The following is an 18573-nucleotide window of genomic DNA, read 5'->3' on the forward strand; positions in this document are numbered from 1 at the left end:
CAGTTTCAGGCATTTCTAATGAAGAAAGTACTACTTCTGCTTGGCTGTTGGGCTCTTGCCTTACATGGCTACAGCCAGACGCCCCGTCTTAACGACCGGAATACCCTGGGCTGGCTGGTGTACTCCGGCGACCATAAACTGACGGAAAAGTGGGCCCTGCACACGGAGTACCAGTGGCGCCGTGTGAACTGGCTGCGGGCTCCGCAGCAGCAGCTGGCTCGCCTGGGGTTGGTGCGCACGCTCACGGCCCGCATTACGGCTTCGGGCGGCTACACCTATTTCCAGACCCACCGCTACGGCAGTTACCCCACCGTGCCCGGTAGGCCCGAGCCGGAGCACCGCCTCTACCAGGATGTGTCGCTTAAGGACCCACTGGGCCGGCTGACGCTGACGCACCGCCTGCGGCTGGAGCAGCGCTGGCTGGGCACCCGTGCCGAGGAAGGGCAGGGCCGGGTGCAGGACTGGGCGTTTCAGAACCGGATTCGCTACCAGCTCTCGGGGCAGTTTCCGCTGCAAGGCCCTACTGTAGAAGATAACGAGTGGTACCTGAATGCTTTCGACGAGCTGTTCATCGGCTTCGGCCGCAACGTAGGCGACAATGTATTTAATCAGAACCGGCTTTCCGGTGGCCTGGGGTATCAGTTCAGTGACAACGCCAAGGTAGAGTTGAACTACCTCCACCAAATCAGCCAGCACGCCGAGCCGGAGGCAGTTTCCGGACGGCCCGTGTTCGAAATCAACCACGGCTTTCGCCTCAACGTACTCTACGACCTGGACTTCACCCCCGAGGCGACCCAGTAGCCGGTTCCACAATCCATTCCCGTATGAAACGACTTGAAGGAAAAACCGCCGTAATAACCGGCGCGGCGCGCGGCATCGGGCGGGCTATTGCTGTGGCCTACGCCCGCGAAGGTGCCACGTTGGTGCTGCTGGATAAAGCTGGTCCGGTCAGCGCCGCCACCGCCTACCCCGCCGCCACCCCCGAAGGCCTCCAGGAAACCCAGCGGCTGGTGGCGCAGGAGGGAAGCCAAGTCTTGACTTTGGAGCTGGATATTCGGGACCTGCCCGGCTTACGTGCTGCGGCCCACCAGATAGAGCAAGAACTAGGCGGGCTGGACATCATCGTGGCCAATGCGGGCATTCAGGTATTTGCGCCCCTTCTGGAAATGAATGATGAGCAGTGGCACGACGTCATCGATGTGAACCTGACGGGCACGGCCAACACGGTGCGGGCGTTTGCGCCGCTGCTGGTAAAGCGGGGCAGTGGCCGCATCATCATCACGGCGTCGGGGCAGGGCAAGAAAGGCTTTCGGCACGGCAGCAGCTACGCGGCCTCCAAGTGGGGCTTGTTGGGGTTTATGAAGTCGGCGGCGCTGGACCTGGGGCCGCACAACATCACCGTGAATGCCCTGGTGCCCGGCCTCATTGCCACTGATATGACCATGAACGACACCCGCCTGACGGAAGCCTACCGCGACTACCGCCCCCAACCCGACACACCGCCTACCCCCGAAGAAGCCGCCAAGGTCCGGGCCGAGCACACGCCCTTCAGCCTGCCCTGGCTACAGCCCGAAGACATGGCGCCCATGGCCGTGTTCCTGGCTACTGACGGCGCCGCCCGCATCAGCGGCGCCTCCTTTGACGTAGATGCCGGCGACAGCGCCCTGTTTACAGCGTAAGCACGGAGGTTTCAGGCGGAGCGGAGGGGTAGGTGGTTGTCGGCAGCATGCCAACCCACTGCCAGCCCGTTTGCACCATCAGGTACGCGTCGTTGTCCTCGGGTTCACACAGGTAGTGTGGCTTTTCGAGGGCCCAAGCTGGCCATCCGTTGGGGTAGTCAAACGAATCCACTAGAATGTGCCAGGGGTAGGTTTGCCACACGAGCTTATCTGCGCCGGGCAACTCCTGATAGGGGTTCTTCTTCCAACGGGGCGGATTTACACGCTAAGGAATTTGCCCGCTCTAGAAGGCTCTTACGGCCGGCGTAAGGGCCGACGGTGCTGCGGGCCCACCTGGGCTGGGCTCTCGAAGGAGTACTTGCCCAACCGGTTGATGTGCTCGTAGCGGCTGGGCGAGAGGTACTTAAAATGAGTTTTGTCCACCGGGTAGCCCTCTGCTTGCAACTGCTGCAGAACCTCCTGCATGTAGACCGTGTTCCAGAGCACCACGCAGTTGGTGAGCAACGTCAGGCAGCGGGCGGCCTCGGCCTGGTCTTCCTGTTGTTTGCGCCGGATGACGCCCTCACTGCCGAACCAGAGCCAGGCCCGTAAGGCGTGCAGTTCCTCGCCTTTGTTGAGTTGGGCGTGAATACGACGCCGCAGCGGCTGGCTTTGCAAGTAGCGCAAAATGAAATTAGTTTTGATGAGTTGGCCGTAGGCCTGCAGCACGTAGGTCAGGTGGTTTTGCCGGGGGTACGCCTGCAGCTTGCGGATGAAGAGCGAGGCCGTCACCCGGCCGGACTTGATCGAGCCGGCCAGCCGCAGCAGCTCGTCCCAGTGCCGGCAGATGTAGTCCGGGTTGAGCGTGCCGGTGAACCTGAGGTCGGGATAAACCCAGTCCTCGCCCCGGATTTTGTACAGCTTCTGGTCCGCCAGGTCGCGCATGCGGGGGCAGAAATACAGCCCCAGCAAATCAAACAGCGCGAAAATAATGTCCGAGTAGCCGGCCGTGTCGGTCGTGTGCTCGACGATGGACAGCTCCGTTTGATTGTCGACGATTTCGTCGAGCACGATGGTGGCGTCGCGCAAGGTGGCCGGCACGGCCTTGCTGCCGTATTGCGAATACTGATCCGAAGAGTGCGTCTGCATCGTCACGCCCCGACCCGTGCCGAAGTAGGTGGGCAGGGACCGGGCGTTGCGTACTTTGCCGCTGACGGCAAAGCGCTGCCCGTCCGAGGAGGAAAACGTGCCACTGCCCCAATACGAAGCCAGCCACTGCCGATGGTGCTCGTTCACGAGCAGCGTATTGGCCGCCTTGAGTGTATCGTCGCGCAGGTAGTTGGCGGCCGTCCACCACAGCGACTGGTAGGCAAGGCCCGTGCTGCGGGCCATGTCGGTGAGCGGAATGTTGCAGCCCAGCGCGAGCACCCCGGCCAGCAGGCGCGTGTCGTGCCCGTCGCCGCGCGGGGCGTGTTCCAGCCCGGGCAGGTGGTCCGTGAAGCCCAGCCAGCCGTTGACCTCGACCAAGATATCGGTCAAATCCACCACGGGCAGCCGGCGGCTGATTTCCTGCTGCAGGGCCTGGGCCCCGGCCGGCACCTCTTCCGCGCTGACCCGGCCCACGACCAGTTTCCCGTCCTCCAGGCGCACCTCGCCCCCGGCTTCCAGCAGCCGTTGCATCGGAGCCAGCAACTCCTGTAATTCCTGCAGGCGCTGCGTGAGGCGGTCGGTGGTCACCGGCGGCAGGTTCAACTGCGCGCATAGCTCCCCTTTTACCTGCTGCCATTCGGCCGGACCAATCAAATAGCTGCTCAGGTAGGCATATTGATGCGACGGGGCCACGTACACGTCGCCCGAGCGCAGCCGGTCGCGCAGGGTGGAGAGCACGCACAACTCGTAGGCGTGGCGCACGTCCGGTTCCGGGCTGTCTTCCGCCACGACCAACTTGCGCCAGGTCGGTTTGAGAAAGCCCGTGGGCAGGGCTGCCGGCAATTTGCGGCGCCGGCCCGCCTGCAGGTCCGCGACCAGTTCCAGCGCGGCCGGGAAGTCGTCGCCAGTAAAGCCGTGTCGAAAGTCAATCTGCGCCAGCAGCCGGGGCGTGAATTGCTTGAACAGGCTGTAGCGTTTGGCCAGGAACGTGAGATGCGAATGGCGCGTCGGGTACAGCATCGTTTGCACGGCCTCCCAGGCCAGCACCAACTGCTCGCGGGGAATGCGGGCAAACACGTTGGGGCGCACCTGCCCGGCCTGGGTCTGGTCCTCGTCCAACACGATTTCCACGGCCTGGGCCAGCGTGCGCAGGGCCGTATCCTTAGCCGCGGCAATTTGCTGCTGGTACTGGTCGTGGGCACGGCGGGCTTTGGCCAGGCTGTGTTCCCAGTAGGCATCGAACATACCGAGCACCTCGTCGGTCAGCGTCAGGTAGCTCTCGCGCAGGAAGGCCACCAGCAGCGGGTAGCGTTTGGCGGCGGGCAGGCGTTCGAGGTGGCGGTTGGAACGGTTGCGGGCCAGCAACGCCAGGCGTTTCTGCCGGTTCGGGTGCAGGCTGCGCACGTCCCAGTCCGGCACGCCCAGTTCGCTCAGGTAGCGGAGCTTGTTCAGGGTCGTGGTGATGGCGGCCGGATTGCCGGCCGTGGCGGTCTGCACCAGCCAGCAGTGGCGGGTGATGCGCAGCGCCTCGTCCGGCACCAGCAGCTGATCCAACTGCCGGCACACGTCTTCGCGCAGCAGCGGGGCCAACCGGCGGTAGGTTTCCTGGTGGGCCAGTTCGCTCAGGCTGCCGACCAGCCGCTCCAGCGTGCCAATGGCCGGACGCACGATTTTCGCCTGCTGCAGGCGCAGGCAGGTCATGGCCAGCAGCCCCCGCTCGTCATCGTGCTCCAGGGCGCGCTCCACCAGCCACGGTTCCAGCCACGTCAGGTCCAGGGGCTCCCACTTGCGAAAGCCCAGGTGTTTGAGCACCGTCAGAAAATGCTCGCTGCGGGTTTGCTGTCGGCGGCCGTACGCGCTCAACTTCGGCGAGGCCTCCTGCAACTGAGCGGCGACGAACGGCGGCACGTCGGGCGGCAACTGCTCCCACCAGGTATCCGGCAGAAAGCCCATCAGCCGCAACAGCCCCAACTGCACCGCCACCCCCAGCCGGTTAGCCGCGCCGCGGAAGGGGAGCAGAAACGTGCGGTCGGCCTCGGTGAGGTGGAAGTGTTGCCGCAGATCGGCTTCGAGCAGGTCGCGGGCACGGTCTGGTAGCGCGCCCGTTCCGGGACGGAGAGGAAGTCGAGCGGCATGGGTGGCGGCCTATCAAAAAGGGCGTCCAAACGCACCCCGGTTTTTCGGGGTGTCAGGGCCGATTTTACGCCCGAAAAAGTAGCTTTGCAAAGGAGTTCCTTTTTGATACCCCACATCCCCGACTGACCGGCCCCCGCACGTGGCCCTGTGTGCCGCAACCGGCAGGACCCGGAAGCGCAGCGGCGGCCGCTGCGTGGGTTTTACTACGCACTTTTTCCTAACCCCATGCTTACCCTACTACGCCCTTCCACCTGGCTGCTGCTTCCTTTCCTGCTCGCCTTGGGCTGCACGCAAACCAGCCCACCCCGTACCCCGCCCGTGACTGCGCCGCCCGATGTCCTCGCCACCTTGCCCATTGCCGTGCCCCGCGCGGCGAACCGCGTCGCCTCGTTCAGTAATAAAGTGGCGGCGTTCTACTGCGCCCAGACCCACGAGGTCACGCACCCGGAATACAGCTGGTTCGAGGGCCTGAACGTGGCCAAACAGCGCGTGTTTGGCGGCTACGACTTGTTTGTCAACGGGCAGCTGCTCGACAACCGCCAGGCGGCCGTCACCGTCCACCCCGAAAAGCTGGTGCGCCAGCACGGCCCCCAACTGCAGGAAGAACTGTGGCTGTTCGACGAGAAAAACCTGCTCGAAGTGGACCTCACCGGGGCCAGCCAGCCGCTGGGCATCCAGCTCAAAGGCGACAAGGTGCGGTTGCTGCGCCAGCAGGGCGACGTGGCGTTCTTCTCGGCCCGGGAGGGCAACTTCGTGCTGGCCTTGGCCGCCCGCCAGCCCGGCCCGCTCACCGTGCAGGACCAGCGCGTCGTGGCGCCGGGCGACGGCTTTTTCATCGCCTGCGGCCGGGACGAGGCCGATGCCTTGGCCTTGCTGCGCGACGGCCAGCAGCAGAGCGCGGCCCTGAAGCGGGCCCGCCAGCAGCGCCTGCGCCACCTGCTGGAAGCCAACGCCTACCTCACGTCGAGCAACGACTCGCTGACGCGGGCCCTGCGCTGGCTGGCCCTCACCACCGACCAGCTCGTGACCCGGCAGCAGGGCGACGGCATTTACGCGGGCCTGCCGTGGTTTAACGAGTACTGGGGGCGCGACGAGTTCATCTCCCTGCCCGGGGCGGTGCTCGTCACCGGGCAGTTTGCGACCGCGCGGCAGATTCTGCGCTCTTTTGCCCAGTACCAGGAGCGCGACCCCCAATCCAAGTTCTACGGCCGGGTGCCCAACATCGTGAACCCGAGCAACATCGACTACCACACCACCGACGGCACGCCGCGCTTCGTCCTGGCCCTGCAGGACTACGTGCGCTATTCCGGCGATACAGCTTTAGTGCGCGAGCTTTACCCTGCGGTACAAGCCAGCATCGCGGGGGCGCTTAAGCATTGGACCGATGCCAAGGGCTACCTGCTCCACGAAGACAACGAGACGTGGATGGACGCCCGCGATGCCAACTTGGTGTCTTACACCCAGCGCGGCAGCCGGGCCAACGACATCCAGGCGCTCTGGTACCAGCAGCTGCGGGCCGGGGCGTACTTCGCGGCCCTGCTGCACGACGGGGCGAGCCAGGCCCGCTGGAACCAGCTGGCCGAGCAAGTTAAAACGCACTTCGCCCAGGACTACCGCGACGCCGGGCACGACTACCTGGCCGACCGCCTCGACCACCAGGGCCGCCCCGATTTCACGCTGCGCCCCAACCAGCTCTTTGCCCTCGACCTGCTCTCGGACGCGGCCTTTACGCGGCAGGTGCTGCACAAAAGCTGGATGGAGCTGGTGTATCCCTGGGGCGTGGCCACCCTCGACCGGCACGACCCCAACTTTCACCCCTACCACCTCGCGCCCGGGTACTACCATAAGGATGCGGCTTACCACCGGGGCACCATCTGGCCCTGGCTCAACGGTATTGCTATGCAGCGCATGCTCGAAGCCGGGCAGGTTGAAACCGCTTGGCGGCTCTTCGCCAACACCAACCGCCAAGCCCTGACCCGGGGCGTGGTGGGCGGCCTGAGCGAAAACCTGGACGCCTACCCCCACCCGGGCCAGCAGTGGCCCAAGCTCACCGGCGCCTACCTGCAGGCCTGGTCTAATGCCGAGCAGCTGCGCGTGTGGTACCAGTACTTTCTGGGCATCCGGCCCGACGTGCCCAATCACCTGCTCACGCTGGCCCCCCGCCTGCCGGCCGAGCTGACGGAGTTGAGCTACCGCTTCACGGTAGGCCAAAATCAGGTGGCGGGCCACTACCAGGCAGCCCCCACGCCCACCTACTCGTACACGTTTGCGGACGGCGCGCTGACGGCGCGGGTGGACGTGCTGCCCTTTGAGCCGGTGGCAGTGGCGGTGCCGGCGGGAGCGACCCTGCGCGTGACCGCCGCCCCCCAGCAGCTCACGCTGCAGCTGCTGGATAAGCAGGGCCAGGTCCTATCGACGCAGACGGCCGCCCCCTCGGCTGCCCGGCTGGCTCGGCAGCAGCAAGACGACCAGGTGCTGGCGCGGGTCCCCTTCTGCCAGCCGCTGCCCCTGAGCAGCCACCCCGTGCTGAATGCCGCCAAAAAATAAGGTCCGCGCCGCTGGACTGGCACAGCTTCGGACGATGACCGCGCTACGTGAACCCCCACGGGGTTAATCCTTCTGGACAACCACTTGCTCCCAGCCTCTAACCCACCGCCATGCCGGCTCACTCAACTGCGCTGCCCAAGCGCGTAGGACTTTACGCCCGCGTCTCTACCCTCGACAAGGGCCAGGACCCCGAGACGCAACTGCGGCCGCTGCGCGAGTACGCGCAGCACCGGGGCTTTGTCGTGGTGGAAGAGTATGTCGACCAGGCCTCGGGCACCAGCGAGGACCGGCCCCACTACAAACGCTTGCTGGCGGCGGCCAAGAAACGGCAGCTCGATGCCGTGTTGGTCTGGCGCTACGACCGCTTTGCCCGCTCCACGCAGGCGCTGGTCAACGCGCTGCAGGAGTTTCAACGGCTGGGCGTTGACTTCATCTCCTACCAGGAAAACATTGATACCACCACGCCCACGGGCGAGCTGATTTTCCACGTTATGGCCTCGCTGGCCCAGTTTGAGAGCGCGCTTATCAGCCAGCGCGTGCGCGCCGGCATGGCCCGCGCTAAAGCCCAGGGCAAGCACGTGGCCCGTCCCCCGCTCGCCCAGGCCAAGCAGGAGGCCATTGCGCAACTCCTGCGCGAAGGCCTGTCTATGAACCAGGTCAGCAAGCAGTTAAATGTGGCCTATGGTACGGTTTACAACTACGCGCAGAAGCTAAAAAGTGCTTAGCGTGTAAATCCGCCCGTTTGGAAGAAGAACCCCTGATACTCTGCGGGCAGGGGCGGACCATCGAGGGCTGGCTCACCAAGTATTGCAAGGTGCCGCTCAATGCTCTGCCGGATTCCAACCGTAACCTCAGAGCTGTGCGCAAACTCGGGCCCGACCAGCCACACGGCGGCGTAAAACGGTTCGGCTAGCTGTTCCAGGGCAGGTTGCCATGCAAAAAAAGTGGTAAGCAGGTGCTGGGCTGCTAGTTGCCTCACCTGCTTCGGCGGCTGCCGGTGGTGCCAGTGCCAGGGGTGCAACCCTAGCTTCTCGTAGTAATACTGACGGTCTAATAGGACATCAATAGGCAAGGGCGCTGGCCACGTGCTTTCGGCCTGTAGACGCCTCAGATGCCGCTTGCCACCACGTGCTTTCTTGAAAATTCGAAAATAAGTGCCTCGACGGTGTTTTATAGCTCGCATCAGAACACGTTTTATCTATTCAGTTAAAAAAGAATTGTTGCTAAAATACTATATGTTTACTAAATAGCTATAGTTTTTAGTAGTAACCCCTTACTCACCCGCTTATGTCTGTAACTGCCTGCCCCAAATGCGAATCAACGGACGCCACCAAAAGCGGGATTGTGGGCGGCCGCCAGCGTTATAAGTGCAAGAACTGCGGCTACCACTTTTCGGTGGCGAAGGCAGGCAAGGAAATTAACTCCTACTACGTCATTAAGGCCCTGCAGCTATTCGTGGAGGGCGTGAGCTACCGGGAAATTGAGCGGCTGCTGGGTGTGAGCCACGTTTCGGTGATGAACTGGGTGAAAAAGTACGGGGTGAAAGCACCGCGGCAGACCGAGTATCATCCAACCTATAAAATTCTGAATCAGAAGGAGCTGGCGGAGTTTTTTCAAAAGCCAGAGAACCTCAAGGAAGCCGGCCTAATCGTCACGGAACTGGGCGATAAGTACATGATGATTCGCTGGGAGCGGTTTCGGCAAGGGTAGAGCTATATTTCTTAGCAGAAGTATAACGTTTGCGTGGCTTCTGCGTTGGGATTTTCCTACTTGGGGTACCAGTTCGGCACCGTTGCGTGGCGGCCTGCCTGCCCCGACCCATCCCAACCCTCAACCCCACCAAACCCTATGCGAAATATTCGCTACGCGTTGGCCGCCAGTGCTCTGCTGACGGCAGTCGGTGCTACGGCCCAGGTTCAGCCCCCACCCGCCGGACAAACCCCAGCCCCTGCGCCAGCCGCACCGGCCCCGCCACCAGCCCCGCCAGCGCCCGCCAAGTCGGCACCCTACGGAGCGGGCATGAAGGTAAACCTCTCGCCCGACGGCTCGAAGTACCTGCGCTTCATGACCTGGCACCAGGTGTACACCCGCTACACCAAAAACAACGAGGGCACCACCCGAGCCCCCAATAAGGAGCAGAAGGGGCAGGTAGATTTCGGGTTGCGCCGCTCGCGCCTCGTGCTACTGGCCCAACTCAACCCCCGCTTCGTGATTTACACCCACCTGGGCATCAACAACCAGAATGCAGTGAGCGGCGGCGCTACCGGCGAGGCCACCGGCCCCGGCAAAAAGCCCCAGTTCTTCATCCACGAAGCTGTTACGGAGTACAAAGTCAATCAGTACCTGAGCCTGGGTGCTGGCTTGCACTACCTCAACGGCATTTCGCGCCTCACCAGCGCCAGCACCACCAGCATTCTGCCCATCGACCTACCCCTCACGAACTTCCCAACCATTGAGCAGAGCGACCAGTTTGCCCGCTGGCTGGGGGTGTACGCCAAGGGCCGCATCGGCAAGCTTGATTACCGCTTCTCGGCCAGTGACCCTTTCCTGACCAATCAGGCCAGCACCCCACTAAGCCTGGGCACTACCTCTGTAACCACCGGAAACATCACTACCAACACTGGTACAGGCATTGCGCAGTATAACCCGCAGAATACCAGCCATGTGTATCAGGGGTATGTGAGCTATAACTTCTTGGAGCCCGAGGCGAACCTGCTGCCCTACTTCACGGGTACTTACCTCGGCACCAAGCGCGTATTCAGCATCGGGGCGGGTTTCCTGTATAATAAGGACGCCATGTACTCGCGCGGTACCAACGACCGGTTCACGTACACCACGCTGCCCAGCACCGCCGACCAGTTTGCCAACATTCCTACCCGCAAGCACGACCTGAAGCTGTTCGGGGTAGATGCCTTCTATGATGTGCCGCTGGATACGGCGGCCCGCACGGCTATTACGCTCTACGGGGTGTATTACAACTACAACATGGGGCCCAACCATGTACGCTTTGTAGGACCCGAAAACCCCGGCTTCGGGGTCGTGAATGGATTTAATGCCAGCACCCGCGGCAACGCCGTTCCGCAGTCAGGCACGGGCGACTCTTTCTATGGGCAAGTAGGCTACCTGCTACCCCAGAAGCTATTTGGACCCAAGGCACGCCTGCAGCCCTACGTGGCCTACCTGCACAGCAATTATGAGTTTCTCTCCAAGGATGCCAACGTGTATGACATTGGGGCCAACCTGCTGCTAGACGGGCACAATGCCAAAGTAACCCTGAACTACCGTGCCCGGCCCGATTTCTCGCGCACCAACTTTACCACCGGGCAGGTAAGCAGCCTGGACTACAAGCCGGAAATCACGCTGCAAACCCAGATTTTCCTGTAATCAGGCATCCGTTGCGGGTTGATAGTTGCCTGTTCTCAGGCAGTTATTCCAGCGCAAGCTGATAATCGGCAACGGATACCTGACCACTGATTTTCACCACCACAACTCCCACCAATCATGTCCCAGAACCTGCCGCAGCGCGACGCCTATGCTGGTGCCGCGCCCATGGGTGGCGCACCATCTACGGATGATGCGCTAGCTCACGACAACAACACCGTTTCGTCCAGCAAAATCTGGCAGGTAATTACCGCTTCGTCGGTAGGTACCGTCATCGAGTGGTACGATTTCTACATCTTCGGCTCCCTGGCTACCATCATCGGGCCGGTGCTGTTCGGGCACCAGGGCAAGCTCGAGGACTCGCTGCTGGGGGCGCTGGCCGTGTTTGGGGCCGGCTTTGTGGTACGGCCGTTCGGGGCCTTGTTCTTTGGCCGCCTCGGCGACATGATTGGCCGCAAGTACACCTTCCTGGTGACGCTGCTGATTATGGGCGGCGCTACCTTCGTGACGGGCCTGATTCCGGGCTACGACAGCATTGGTATTGCTGCCCCCCTGATTGTGGTGGTGCTACGCCTTCTGCAGGGCCTGGCCCTGGGTGGCGAATATGGCGGAGCCGCTACCTACGTGGCCGAGCACGCTCCGGACAGCAAGCGCGGCTACTTCACCAGCTACATCCAGATTACCGCCACCGGCGGCCTGATTCTGAGCATTTCCGTGATTGTACTCACCCGCAAGATTATGGGCGAGGAAGCCTTCAAGGACTGGGGCTGGCGCATTCCGTTTTTGCTCTCGGGCCTGCTGGTCATTGCCTCGTACTACATCCGCCGCAAGCTGCACGAGTCGCCCTTGTTTGCTAAGGCCAAGGCTACCGGCACCACCAGCACCAACCCCCTGCGCGACTCCTTCATGAACCCCGTGAACCGTCGGTTGGTGATGATTGCCCTGTTCGGCGCTACTATGGGCCAGGGTGTTATCTTCTACACCAGCCAGTTTCAGGCGTATTCCTTCATGAATAACACCCTGAAAATGGACCTGGTGGACTCCAGTACCATTTTGGTAGTGGCCATGCTATTAGCCACACCGCTGTTCGTGTACTTTGGTAGTCTTTCGGACCGCATCGGCCGCAAGCGCATCATCATGACGGGCATGATTTGCGGGGCCCTGTTTACTATCCCGCTGTTCTACGGCCTGAAAGAGCTGGCCGGTCCGCTTACTGAGGTAACCCCTGCTACCGTGGACGCCGCCGGGAAGGCCGTGCCTGCCGTCATGAAGGCCCTGAGCCCCAACATCCCGGCCATGATTGCCTTGACCTTCATACTGGTACTATTCGTGACGATGGTGTACGGCCCGATTGCGGCTTACCTGGTAGAAATGTTCCCCACCAAAGTGCGCTACACCTCGCTGTCGGTGCCCTACCACATTGGCAACGGCGTATTCGGCGGGTTTGTGCCGCTGGTAGCTACCTGGATCGGGGTATGGGCTGCCACCCAGCCTGAAGGTACGTTCGCCAAGGAGCACAGCAGCCTGATCGGCTTGGCGTATCCCTGCATCGTGGCCCTGATTTGTTTCTTTATCGGGGTGGCCTACATGCGTGACCAGCGCAACGTGCGCATCATGGACTAGCGGCAAAACGGCGAATTTGTAAGCTTATGAAATCCGTCGGGCCGTTGGTTCGGCGGATTTCGCGCTAAAAAGCACTCGTTGTTTTGAGGTTTCATTAACCATTTGATCATCAAAGAGTCTGCTGTGTCATCTGAGAAAAACGCTCCCTTTTCTCCGCCGGAGCGCCCCGAGCAGCGCAAGGGGCAGCAACTGCTTTTTGTGGCGGTACTGTTTGCCGTGCTGCTCAACTTTCCCTTCCTGGCCGTCTTCGACCATGAGGGCAGGGTAGGGGGTATTCCGGTGCTCTACCTCTATGTGTTGCTGGCCTGGGTTGGGCTCGTGTTGCTCACGGGCTGGCTGGTTAGGCGGTAAACTAGGAGGGGCGGGAGCGAAGGGCCTCTGCCGCTCCGTTGGGGGTAGTAAGCTTACCCTCAGTAAAGGTTTACATTCTCGCTCAGAATGACCGATAGGTTTCAGCCTGCTACCCCAACGGCGCCCTCAGTACATTAAATTCACCATTTCACCACCTCACAAGCTCACCCCTTGAACACCCTGCTTGTCATTGGCTTTTCCTTCGGCTACCTCGTCTTGCTGTTCGCGGTGGCCTACGCGGCGGAGCGACGCTCGGCGGCGCGGCGGAGCCTGGTGAGCAACCCCTACGTGTATGCCCTGAGCATGGCCGTGTACTGCACCGCCTGGACCTACTACGGCTCGGTGGGGCGGGCGGCGCACTTTGGGCTGGAGTTCATCGGGATTTACCTGGGGCCCACGCTCATGGCCCCGGTAGCTTGGTTGGTGTTGCGTAAAATCATCCGCATTTGCCGGCTGCAGCGCCTCACCTCCATTGCCGATTTTATTTCGGCCCGCTACGGCAAAAGCGCCTCCCTGGGGGCCCTCGTGACGGTGGTGTGCGTGCTGGGTGTGGTGCCGTATATTTCGCTGCAAATCAAGGCTATTGCGGCTTCTTTCGATATCCTGACGGGGGGCGGTGAGACCTTGCTGGCTAGTGGAGGGGTAGGGGTTTCCTCGGCTTTCGTAACCACCGTCGCCCTGGCCTTCTTTACCATTATTTTCGGGGTGCGCTCTATTGAAGCCACCGAGCGGCACGAGGGCATGGTGCTGGCCGTTGCCCTGGAAAGCTTGGTGAAGCTGGTGGCTTTTCTGGCGGCCGGCCTGTTTGTAACCTACGGACTGTTCAATGGCTTTGCCGACGTGTTTGAGCGCGCCGCCCAGGTGCCCGACCTGAGCCGGCTGTTTACGCTACAGGGGGCGGGCACCGCGCCGGGGCAGTGGCTGACGCTGCTGCTGCTGAGCATGGCGGCCATCCTGCTGCTGCCCCGACAGTTTCAGGTGTCTGTGGTCGAAAACGTAAATGAAGACCACTTGCGCAAAGCCATGTGGCTGTTTCCGCTCTATCTCATCGTCATCAACCTGTTCGTGCTACCCCTGGCTTTCGGCGGAAGGCTGCTGGACGGCGCCGGCCACCTCGATGCCGATACATTTGTGCTGGCCCTGCCTCTGCAAGCGGGGCGCCCCTGGCTGGCTTTGCTTATTTACCTGGGCGGGCTGTCGGCAGCTTCTTCCATGATTATCGTGGAAACTATTGCCCTGAGCGTGATGATGAGCAACCACCTGCTCATGCCTCTGCTGGTGCGCGTGCCCGCCGCCCGCGGCGAAGGTCCCAACTGGTTTGCCTACTTGGGGCAGGTAGCCCTGCATAGCCGCCGCCTGGCGGTGGTGCTGGTGCTGCTGCTGGCTTACGGCTACTACGCCGAGGTAGGGCATTTGCTGCCGCTGGTAAACATCGGGCTGGTGTCGTTTGCGGCGGTAGCACAGTTTGTACCGGTGGTGCTGGGCGGGCTCTACTGGAAGGGCGGCACTCGCCTGGGGGCCACGGCGGGCATTCTGGCGGGCTTTGTGGTGTGGTTTTTTACCTTGGTGCTACCCACCATGGTAGGGCCCGAGCTGCTGCCCGATACGGTGCTGACCAACGGCCTGTTTGGGTTGCCAGGGTTGCGGCCGTTTGCCCTGTTCGGGCTCGAAGGCCTCGATTACCTCTCGCACGGGCTGTTCTGGAGTTGGTTTTTCAACGTGGGGCTGTATGTGGGTGTGTCGCTGTTGCAGACGCCTTCGGCCCTGGAGCACCACCAAGCCGATGTATTTGTGGATGTGTTTCGGCACGGCAGTGGCTTTGAGGGCCCCGCTGGCTGGCAAGGTGCCGCGCCCCTGCCCGATGTGCGCGCCTTGCTCACGGGCTTTCTAGGGAAAAAGCGCACCATTCAAGCCTTGCATGCCTTCCACGAGCGTTTCCCCGACGCCCACGTCACCGATGAAGTAACGCCTCCGCAGGCTGATCCGCGCCTGCTGGCCTACGCCGAAAAGCTGCTGGCGGGCTCCATTGGTCCAGCCTCGGCCCGGCTGCTGTTGCGCTCCTCGGTGGGGGTAGAGGATATCAGCTTTGATAACGTGGTGGGCATTCTTAAGGAAAGTCAGCAGTTGCTGGAAGCCAACCGCCAGCTCCAGAAGCAGCAGCGCCAGCTGCAGCGCCTCACGCAAGAGCTGCAAGTTGCCTACGACCAGCTCCAGGAGCTCGACCAGCACAAGGACGAATTTCTGTACACCGTCACGCACGAACTGCGCACGCCCCTCACCAGCATCCGCGCCCTCTCCGAAATCCTCTCCGACAACCCCGATCTGGAAGAGGAGGAGCGCCACCGCTTCCTACTGACCATCACCAAGGAATCTGAACGGCTGAGCCGGCTGATTACGCTGGTGCTGGACCTGGAAAAGTACGAATCGGGCAAGGCTACCCTCGACAAGGTGCCCGTGGATGTGGCCGACGTCATCACCGACGCCCTCGACGCCGTTGGCCAGCTCCTGCGCGACAAGCAAATTCACCTAGACCTGGCCGTGCCGCCCGGTTTGCTACCCCTGGCCGGCGACCGGGACCGACTAATGCAAGTGTTGGTGAACCTGCTCTCCAACGCCGTCAAATCGTGCCGTTCCGATGGCTCCGGCCGCATTGCGGTGCTCGTGGAAGCCTCCGCCAACGTGCTGCGCATCACGGTGCAGGACAACGGCAAGGGCATCGACCCGGAATTTCACCAGCTGATTTTCGATAAATTCTTCCAGGCCCGCAATCAAACCATGCGCAAGCCCGAAGGCTCGGGCCTTGGTTTGGCCATCACCAAGAAAATCGTGGAGTTGCACGCCGGCCGCATCTGGGTCGAGAGTGCGCCCGAGCAAGGTGCCCGCTTTTCGTTTGAGCTACCGGTGGCGGTGAATGAGCAGCTGAGTGGCTAAGTAAATTATGTGCTACACTACTGCGGCGCCTCTCCGCTCAGTTCTCCGCGTTCCTCTGCTAGCCCCGCCACCTGAACACTCACCCGCCCTCCCAGAACACAACTTTCTCCCGTCATGCCGACGACTCCTCATATTCTCATTGTCGATGACGAGCCCAACATTGTCATGTCGCTCGAATTTCTGATGCGTAAGAACGGCTACCAGGTCAGTATAGCCCGCAACGGGACCGAGGCCCTGGAAGCCGTAGACCGTACCGCTTTCGATGTGGTGCTGCTCGACGTGATGATGCCCGATGTGGACGGCTACCAGGTGTGCCGCCACCTGCGCCAGCGCCCCGACCGCTCGGGCACCCGCGTTATTTTTCTGTCGGCCAAAAGCAAGGAAGCCGACATCCAGAAGGGCTACGAAGTGGGCGCGGATATGTACATTCCGAAGCCCTTCAGTACCCGCCAGCTCATGGATAAAGTAAAAGAGCTGCTGGCTACCCCCGCCTGAGGGCTGAACTGCCAAGCGGCCTACCCCCATTCCAACCGAAAACTATCTAACTCTAACTTCTCTCCACCCATGCCCGAACACGCCCGCATCCGCTCCCTGGAAGGATACCACGAGGCCTACCACCTCAGCATCAATCACCCCGAAGAGTTTTGGGCCTCGGTGGCCGAGCCCTTTACCTGGCGCCGCAAGTGGGACAAAGTGCTTAGCTCCGATATGCCGGCCGGCCGCAACGAGTGGTTCCAGGGTGCCCGCCTCAACATCACGGAAAACTGCCTCGACCGCCACCTGGCTACCCGCGGCAACAAGCTGGCCATCATCTTCGAGCCCAACGACCCGCACACCCGCCACCTGCGCCTAACCTACCGCGAACTGCACCAGGAGGTCTGCAAATTTGCCAACGTGCTGCACAACAACGGGGTAGAAAAGGGCGACCGGGTGTGCATCTACATGCCCATGATTCCGCAGCTGGCCATTGCCGTGCTGGCCTGCGCCCGCATCGGGGCGGTGCACTCGGTCATCTTTGCCGGCTTCTCGGCCACAGCCATTGCCGACCGGGTGAACGACGCCCAGGCCAGCGTGGTGCTGACTTCGGATGGCCTAAACCGCGGTGCCAAGCAGATTCCGGTGAAGCGCGTGGTGGATGAGGCCCTGGACAGCTGCCCCTCCGTGCGCCGCGTCATCGTGACGGAGCACCTGGGCTGGCCCGTGCACATGCAGGAAGGCCGCGACGTATGGTACCACGAGGAAGCCGAGGGGGTAGCCAAAACCTGCCCCGCCGAGGAAATGGACGCCGAAGATCCGCTGTTCATTCTCTACACCTCGGGCAGTACGGGCAAGCCCAAGGGGGTAGTGCACACCACCGCCGGCTACATGGTGTGGGCTGATTACACTTTCCGCAACGTTTTCCAGATTGAGGAAAACGACGTGTACTGGTGCACTGCCGATATTGGCTGGGTGACGGGCCACACCTACCTGCTCTACGGGCCGCTGCTGGCCGGCTCCACCTCCCTCATGTTCGAGGGCGTGCCCACGTACCCCAGCCCCGGTCGCTTCTGGGAGGTGATTGACAAGCACTCAGTTACCATTTTCTACACGGCACCCACCGCCATCCGGAGCCTGATGGCCGCGCCCCTCGACCACGTCCTGAGCTACTCGCTGGACTCCCTGCGGGTACTGGGGTCGGTAGGGGAGCCCATCAACGAGGAGGCCTGGCACTGGTACCACACCCACATTGGCAAGGAGCGCTGCCCGGTGGTAGATACCTGGTGGCAGACGGAAACCGGTGGTATTATGATTTCGGCCCTGGCCGGTATAACGCCCTCGGTGCCGGCCCGCGCCGGTTTGCCCCTGCCCGGCGTGCACCCCGTGCTGCTCAACCAAGAAGGCTCCGAAATTGAAGGCAACGACCAGGAAGGCTACCTCGCCATCAAGCAGGCCTGGCCCGGCATCATCCGGACCACCTACGGCGACCATGAGCGCGCCCAACAAACCTACTTTGCCCCGTACCCCGGCTACTACTTCACCGGCGACGGTGCCCGCCGCGACGAAAATGGCCTCTACCGCATCATCGGCCGCGTGGATGACGTGATTAACGTATCGGGCCACCGCTTCGGCACTGCCGAAATCGAAAACGCCATCAATCAGAACTCCCACGTAGTGGAGTCGGCGGTGGTGGGCTACCCCCACGACGTGAAGGGGCAGGGCATCTACGCCTACGTTATCTGCCCCGAGGGTGTGCCCGAGGCCGAGGTGGAGCGCCAGCGCATTGAGGCCAGCATCATCGAAACCATTGTGGCCGAAATCGGCAAAATTGCCAAGCCCGATAAGATTCAGATTGTGTCGGGCCTGCCGAAAACCCGCTCCGGCAAAATCATGCGCCGCATTCTGCGCAAAGTGGCCGAGGGCGACACCACCAACCTCGGCGACACCACCACTCTGCTCGACCCGCTGGTAGTCGATGAAATCATCAGCGGCCGGAAATAAGGTTAATCCATTTTTTGTTCTCAACGCCGACCTGTATCAGGTCGGCGTTGTTGTTTAGCTCCGGTGCAGGGGTAGTAGCTGGCGGAGGTAAGCGGCTATTGGTAGCCGGAAATGTTAAGCTGGTTAGGGCATAACTGTCTTTGAGGTACTGTCCGCTCCCCCCGAATGTACCCCAGCCCGAAGGGTGCCACCGGCGTACCGGCCTACCCCCGCGCAGCTCCGCAACGTCCGTCATTCCTGCGGCTCCTACCTCCTCAGCGGTCCTGAATCCGGGCCAATAGAGTTACCCCGCACCATTCATACTCCTGCACTGCTTTAG

The 18573-nt window shown here is 61.9% G+C and carries 15 protein-coding genes; 11 read left to right on the forward strand and 4 right to left on the reverse strand.

The features are described 5' to 3' along the window. Window positions 1-18: 18 nt before the first annotated feature. On the forward strand, window positions 19-801 hold the full coding sequence (locus DNI29_RS08660; RefSeq protein WP_110977690.1) for a DUF2490 domain-containing protein: 783 nt from the start codon (window positions 19-21) through the stop codon (window positions 799-801). 23 nt (window positions 802-824) lie between these two features. After that, complete coding sequence (locus DNI29_RS08665; protein ID WP_110977691.1) at window positions 825-1679, forward strand: SDR family NAD(P)-dependent oxidoreductase; 855 nt, start codon at window positions 825-827, stop codon at window positions 1677-1679. On the opposite strand, the gene DNI29_RS08670 is transcribed toward DNI29_RS08665, so the two are convergent. After that, window positions 1669-1902, reverse strand: a complete 234-nt coding sequence (locus DNI29_RS08670; protein ID WP_123823135.1) for a hypothetical protein — start codon at window positions 1900-1902, stop codon at window positions 1669-1671. The two genes, DNI29_RS08665 and DNI29_RS08670, sit on opposite strands and share 11 nt — an antisense overlap. 71 nt (window positions 1903-1973) lie before the next feature. Then, window positions 1974-4883, reverse strand: coding sequence for a Tn3 family transposase (locus DNI29_RS08675; protein ID WP_110977693.1), 2910 nt, complete (start codon window positions 4881-4883; stop codon window positions 1974-1976). A 285-nt stretch (window positions 4884-5168) separates the two neighbouring features. On the opposite strand from DNI29_RS08675, the gene DNI29_RS08680 reads away from it, so the two are divergent. Next, a complete protein-coding gene (locus DNI29_RS08680; RefSeq protein WP_110977694.1) occupies window positions 5169-7490 on the forward strand; it encodes an amylo-alpha-1,6-glucosidase in 2322 nt (773 codons plus the stop codon). Window positions 7491-7600: 110 nt separating this feature from the next. Then, window positions 7601-8215, forward strand: coding sequence for a recombinase family protein (locus DNI29_RS08685; protein ID WP_110977695.1), 615 nt, complete (start codon window positions 7601-7603; stop codon window positions 8213-8215). Here the strand turns inward: DNI29_RS08685 and DNI29_RS08690 are convergent. Beyond that, complete coding sequence (locus tag DNI29_RS08690) at window positions 8212-8562, reverse strand: hypothetical protein (protein WP_123823137.1); 351 nt, start codon at window positions 8560-8562, stop codon at window positions 8212-8214. The two genes, DNI29_RS08685 and DNI29_RS08690, sit on opposite strands and share 4 nt — an antisense overlap. A 215-nt stretch (window positions 8563-8777) precedes the next feature. Here DNI29_RS08690 and DNI29_RS08695 point away from each other — a divergent pair, with 215 nt between their 5' ends. The 7 genes from DNI29_RS08695 to acs all read left to right on the forward strand — a co-directional run bounded on the left by DNI29_RS08695 (window position 8778) and on the right by acs (window position 18254). Continuing rightward, window positions 8778-9200, forward strand: a complete 423-nt coding sequence (locus tag DNI29_RS08695) for an IS1/IS1595 family N-terminal zinc-binding domain-containing protein (protein ID WP_110977697.1) — start codon at window positions 8778-8780, stop codon at window positions 9198-9200. Window positions 9201-9338: 138 nt separating this feature from the next. Continuing rightward, entirely contained in the window at window positions 9339-10874 is a 1536-nt protein-coding gene (locus tag DNI29_RS08700; RefSeq protein WP_123823139.1) for a hypothetical protein, read from the forward strand. A gap of 165 nt (window positions 10875-11039) precedes the next feature. Continuing rightward, window positions 11040-12494, forward strand: coding sequence for an MFS transporter (locus DNI29_RS08705; RefSeq protein ID WP_110977785.1), 1455 nt, complete (start codon window positions 11040-11042; stop codon window positions 12492-12494). Window positions 12495-12617: 123 nt separating this feature from the next. After that, window positions 12618-12845, forward strand: a complete 228-nt coding sequence (locus tag DNI29_RS08710; protein ID WP_123823141.1) for a hypothetical protein — start codon at window positions 12618-12620, stop codon at window positions 12843-12845. A 171-nt stretch (window positions 12846-13016) separates the two neighbouring features. Further along, window positions 13017-15776 (forward strand): sensor histidine kinase, encoded by a 2760-nt coding sequence (locus tag DNI29_RS08715; RefSeq protein WP_110977700.1) that lies wholly within the window; start codon window positions 13017-13019, stop codon window positions 15774-15776. A 114-nt stretch (window positions 15777-15890) separates the two neighbouring features. Further along, complete coding sequence (locus DNI29_RS08720) at window positions 15891-16271, forward strand: response regulator transcription factor (RefSeq protein WP_110977701.1); 381 nt, start codon at window positions 15891-15893, stop codon at window positions 16269-16271. A 69-nt stretch (window positions 16272-16340) separates the two neighbouring features. Continuing rightward, window positions 16341-18254 carry an acetate--CoA ligase gene (gene acs, locus DNI29_RS08725; protein ID WP_110977702.1) on the forward strand — a complete coding sequence of 638 codons (1914 nt, stop codon included), beginning with the start codon at window positions 16341-16343 and terminating at the stop codon, window positions 18252-18254. Here the strand turns inward: acs and DNI29_RS24090 are convergent. Next, window positions 18238-18489 carry a hypothetical protein gene (locus DNI29_RS24090; protein ID WP_123823143.1) on the reverse strand — a complete coding sequence of 84 codons (252 nt, stop codon included), beginning with the start codon at window positions 18487-18489 and terminating at the stop codon, window positions 18238-18240. The two genes, acs and DNI29_RS24090, sit on opposite strands and share 17 nt — an antisense overlap. Window positions 18490-18573: the final 84 nt, after the last annotated feature.

The sequence above is a fragment of the Hymenobacter sediminis genome, from assembly GCF_003231285.1.
Lineage (GTDB): Bacteria > Bacteroidota > Bacteroidia > Cytophagales > Hymenobacteraceae > Hymenobacter > Hymenobacter sediminis.

Bases quoted from the DNA above. Each gene is read 5' to 3' on its own strand.
- DNI29_RS08665 (WP_110977691.1), top strand. From the start codon at position 825: ATGAAACGACTTGAAGGAAAAACCGCCGTAATAACCGGCGCGGCGCGC.
- acs (WP_110977702.1), top strand. From the start codon at position 16,341: ATGCCCGAACACGCCCGCATCCGCTCCCTGGAAGGATACCACGAGGCC.
- DNI29_RS08705 (WP_110977785.1), top strand. From the start codon at position 11,040: ATGGGTGGCGCACCATCTACGGATGATGCGCTAGCTCACGACAACAAC.
- DNI29_RS24090 (WP_123823143.1), bottom strand. From the start codon at position 18,489: ATGACGGACGTTGCGGAGCTGCGCGGGGGTAGGCCGGTACGCCGGTGG.
- DNI29_RS08700 (WP_123823139.1), top strand. From the start codon at position 9,339: ATGCGAAATATTCGCTACGCGTTGGCCGCCAGTGCTCTGCTGACGGCA.
- DNI29_RS08680 (WP_110977694.1), top strand. From the start codon at position 5,169: ATGCTTACCCTACTACGCCCTTCCACCTGGCTGCTGCTTCCTTTCCTG.
- DNI29_RS08685 (WP_110977695.1), top strand. From the start codon at position 7,601: ATGCCGGCTCACTCAACTGCGCTGCCCAAGCGCGTAGGACTTTACGCC.
- DNI29_RS08695 (WP_110977697.1), top strand. From the start codon at position 8,778: ATGTCTGTAACTGCCTGCCCCAAATGCGAATCAACGGACGCCACCAAA.
- DNI29_RS08720 (WP_110977701.1), top strand. From the start codon at position 15,891: ATGCCGACGACTCCTCATATTCTCATTGTCGATGACGAGCCCAACATT.
- DNI29_RS08660 (WP_110977690.1), top strand. From the start codon at position 19: ATGAAGAAAGTACTACTTCTGCTTGGCTGTTGGGCTCTTGCCTTACAT.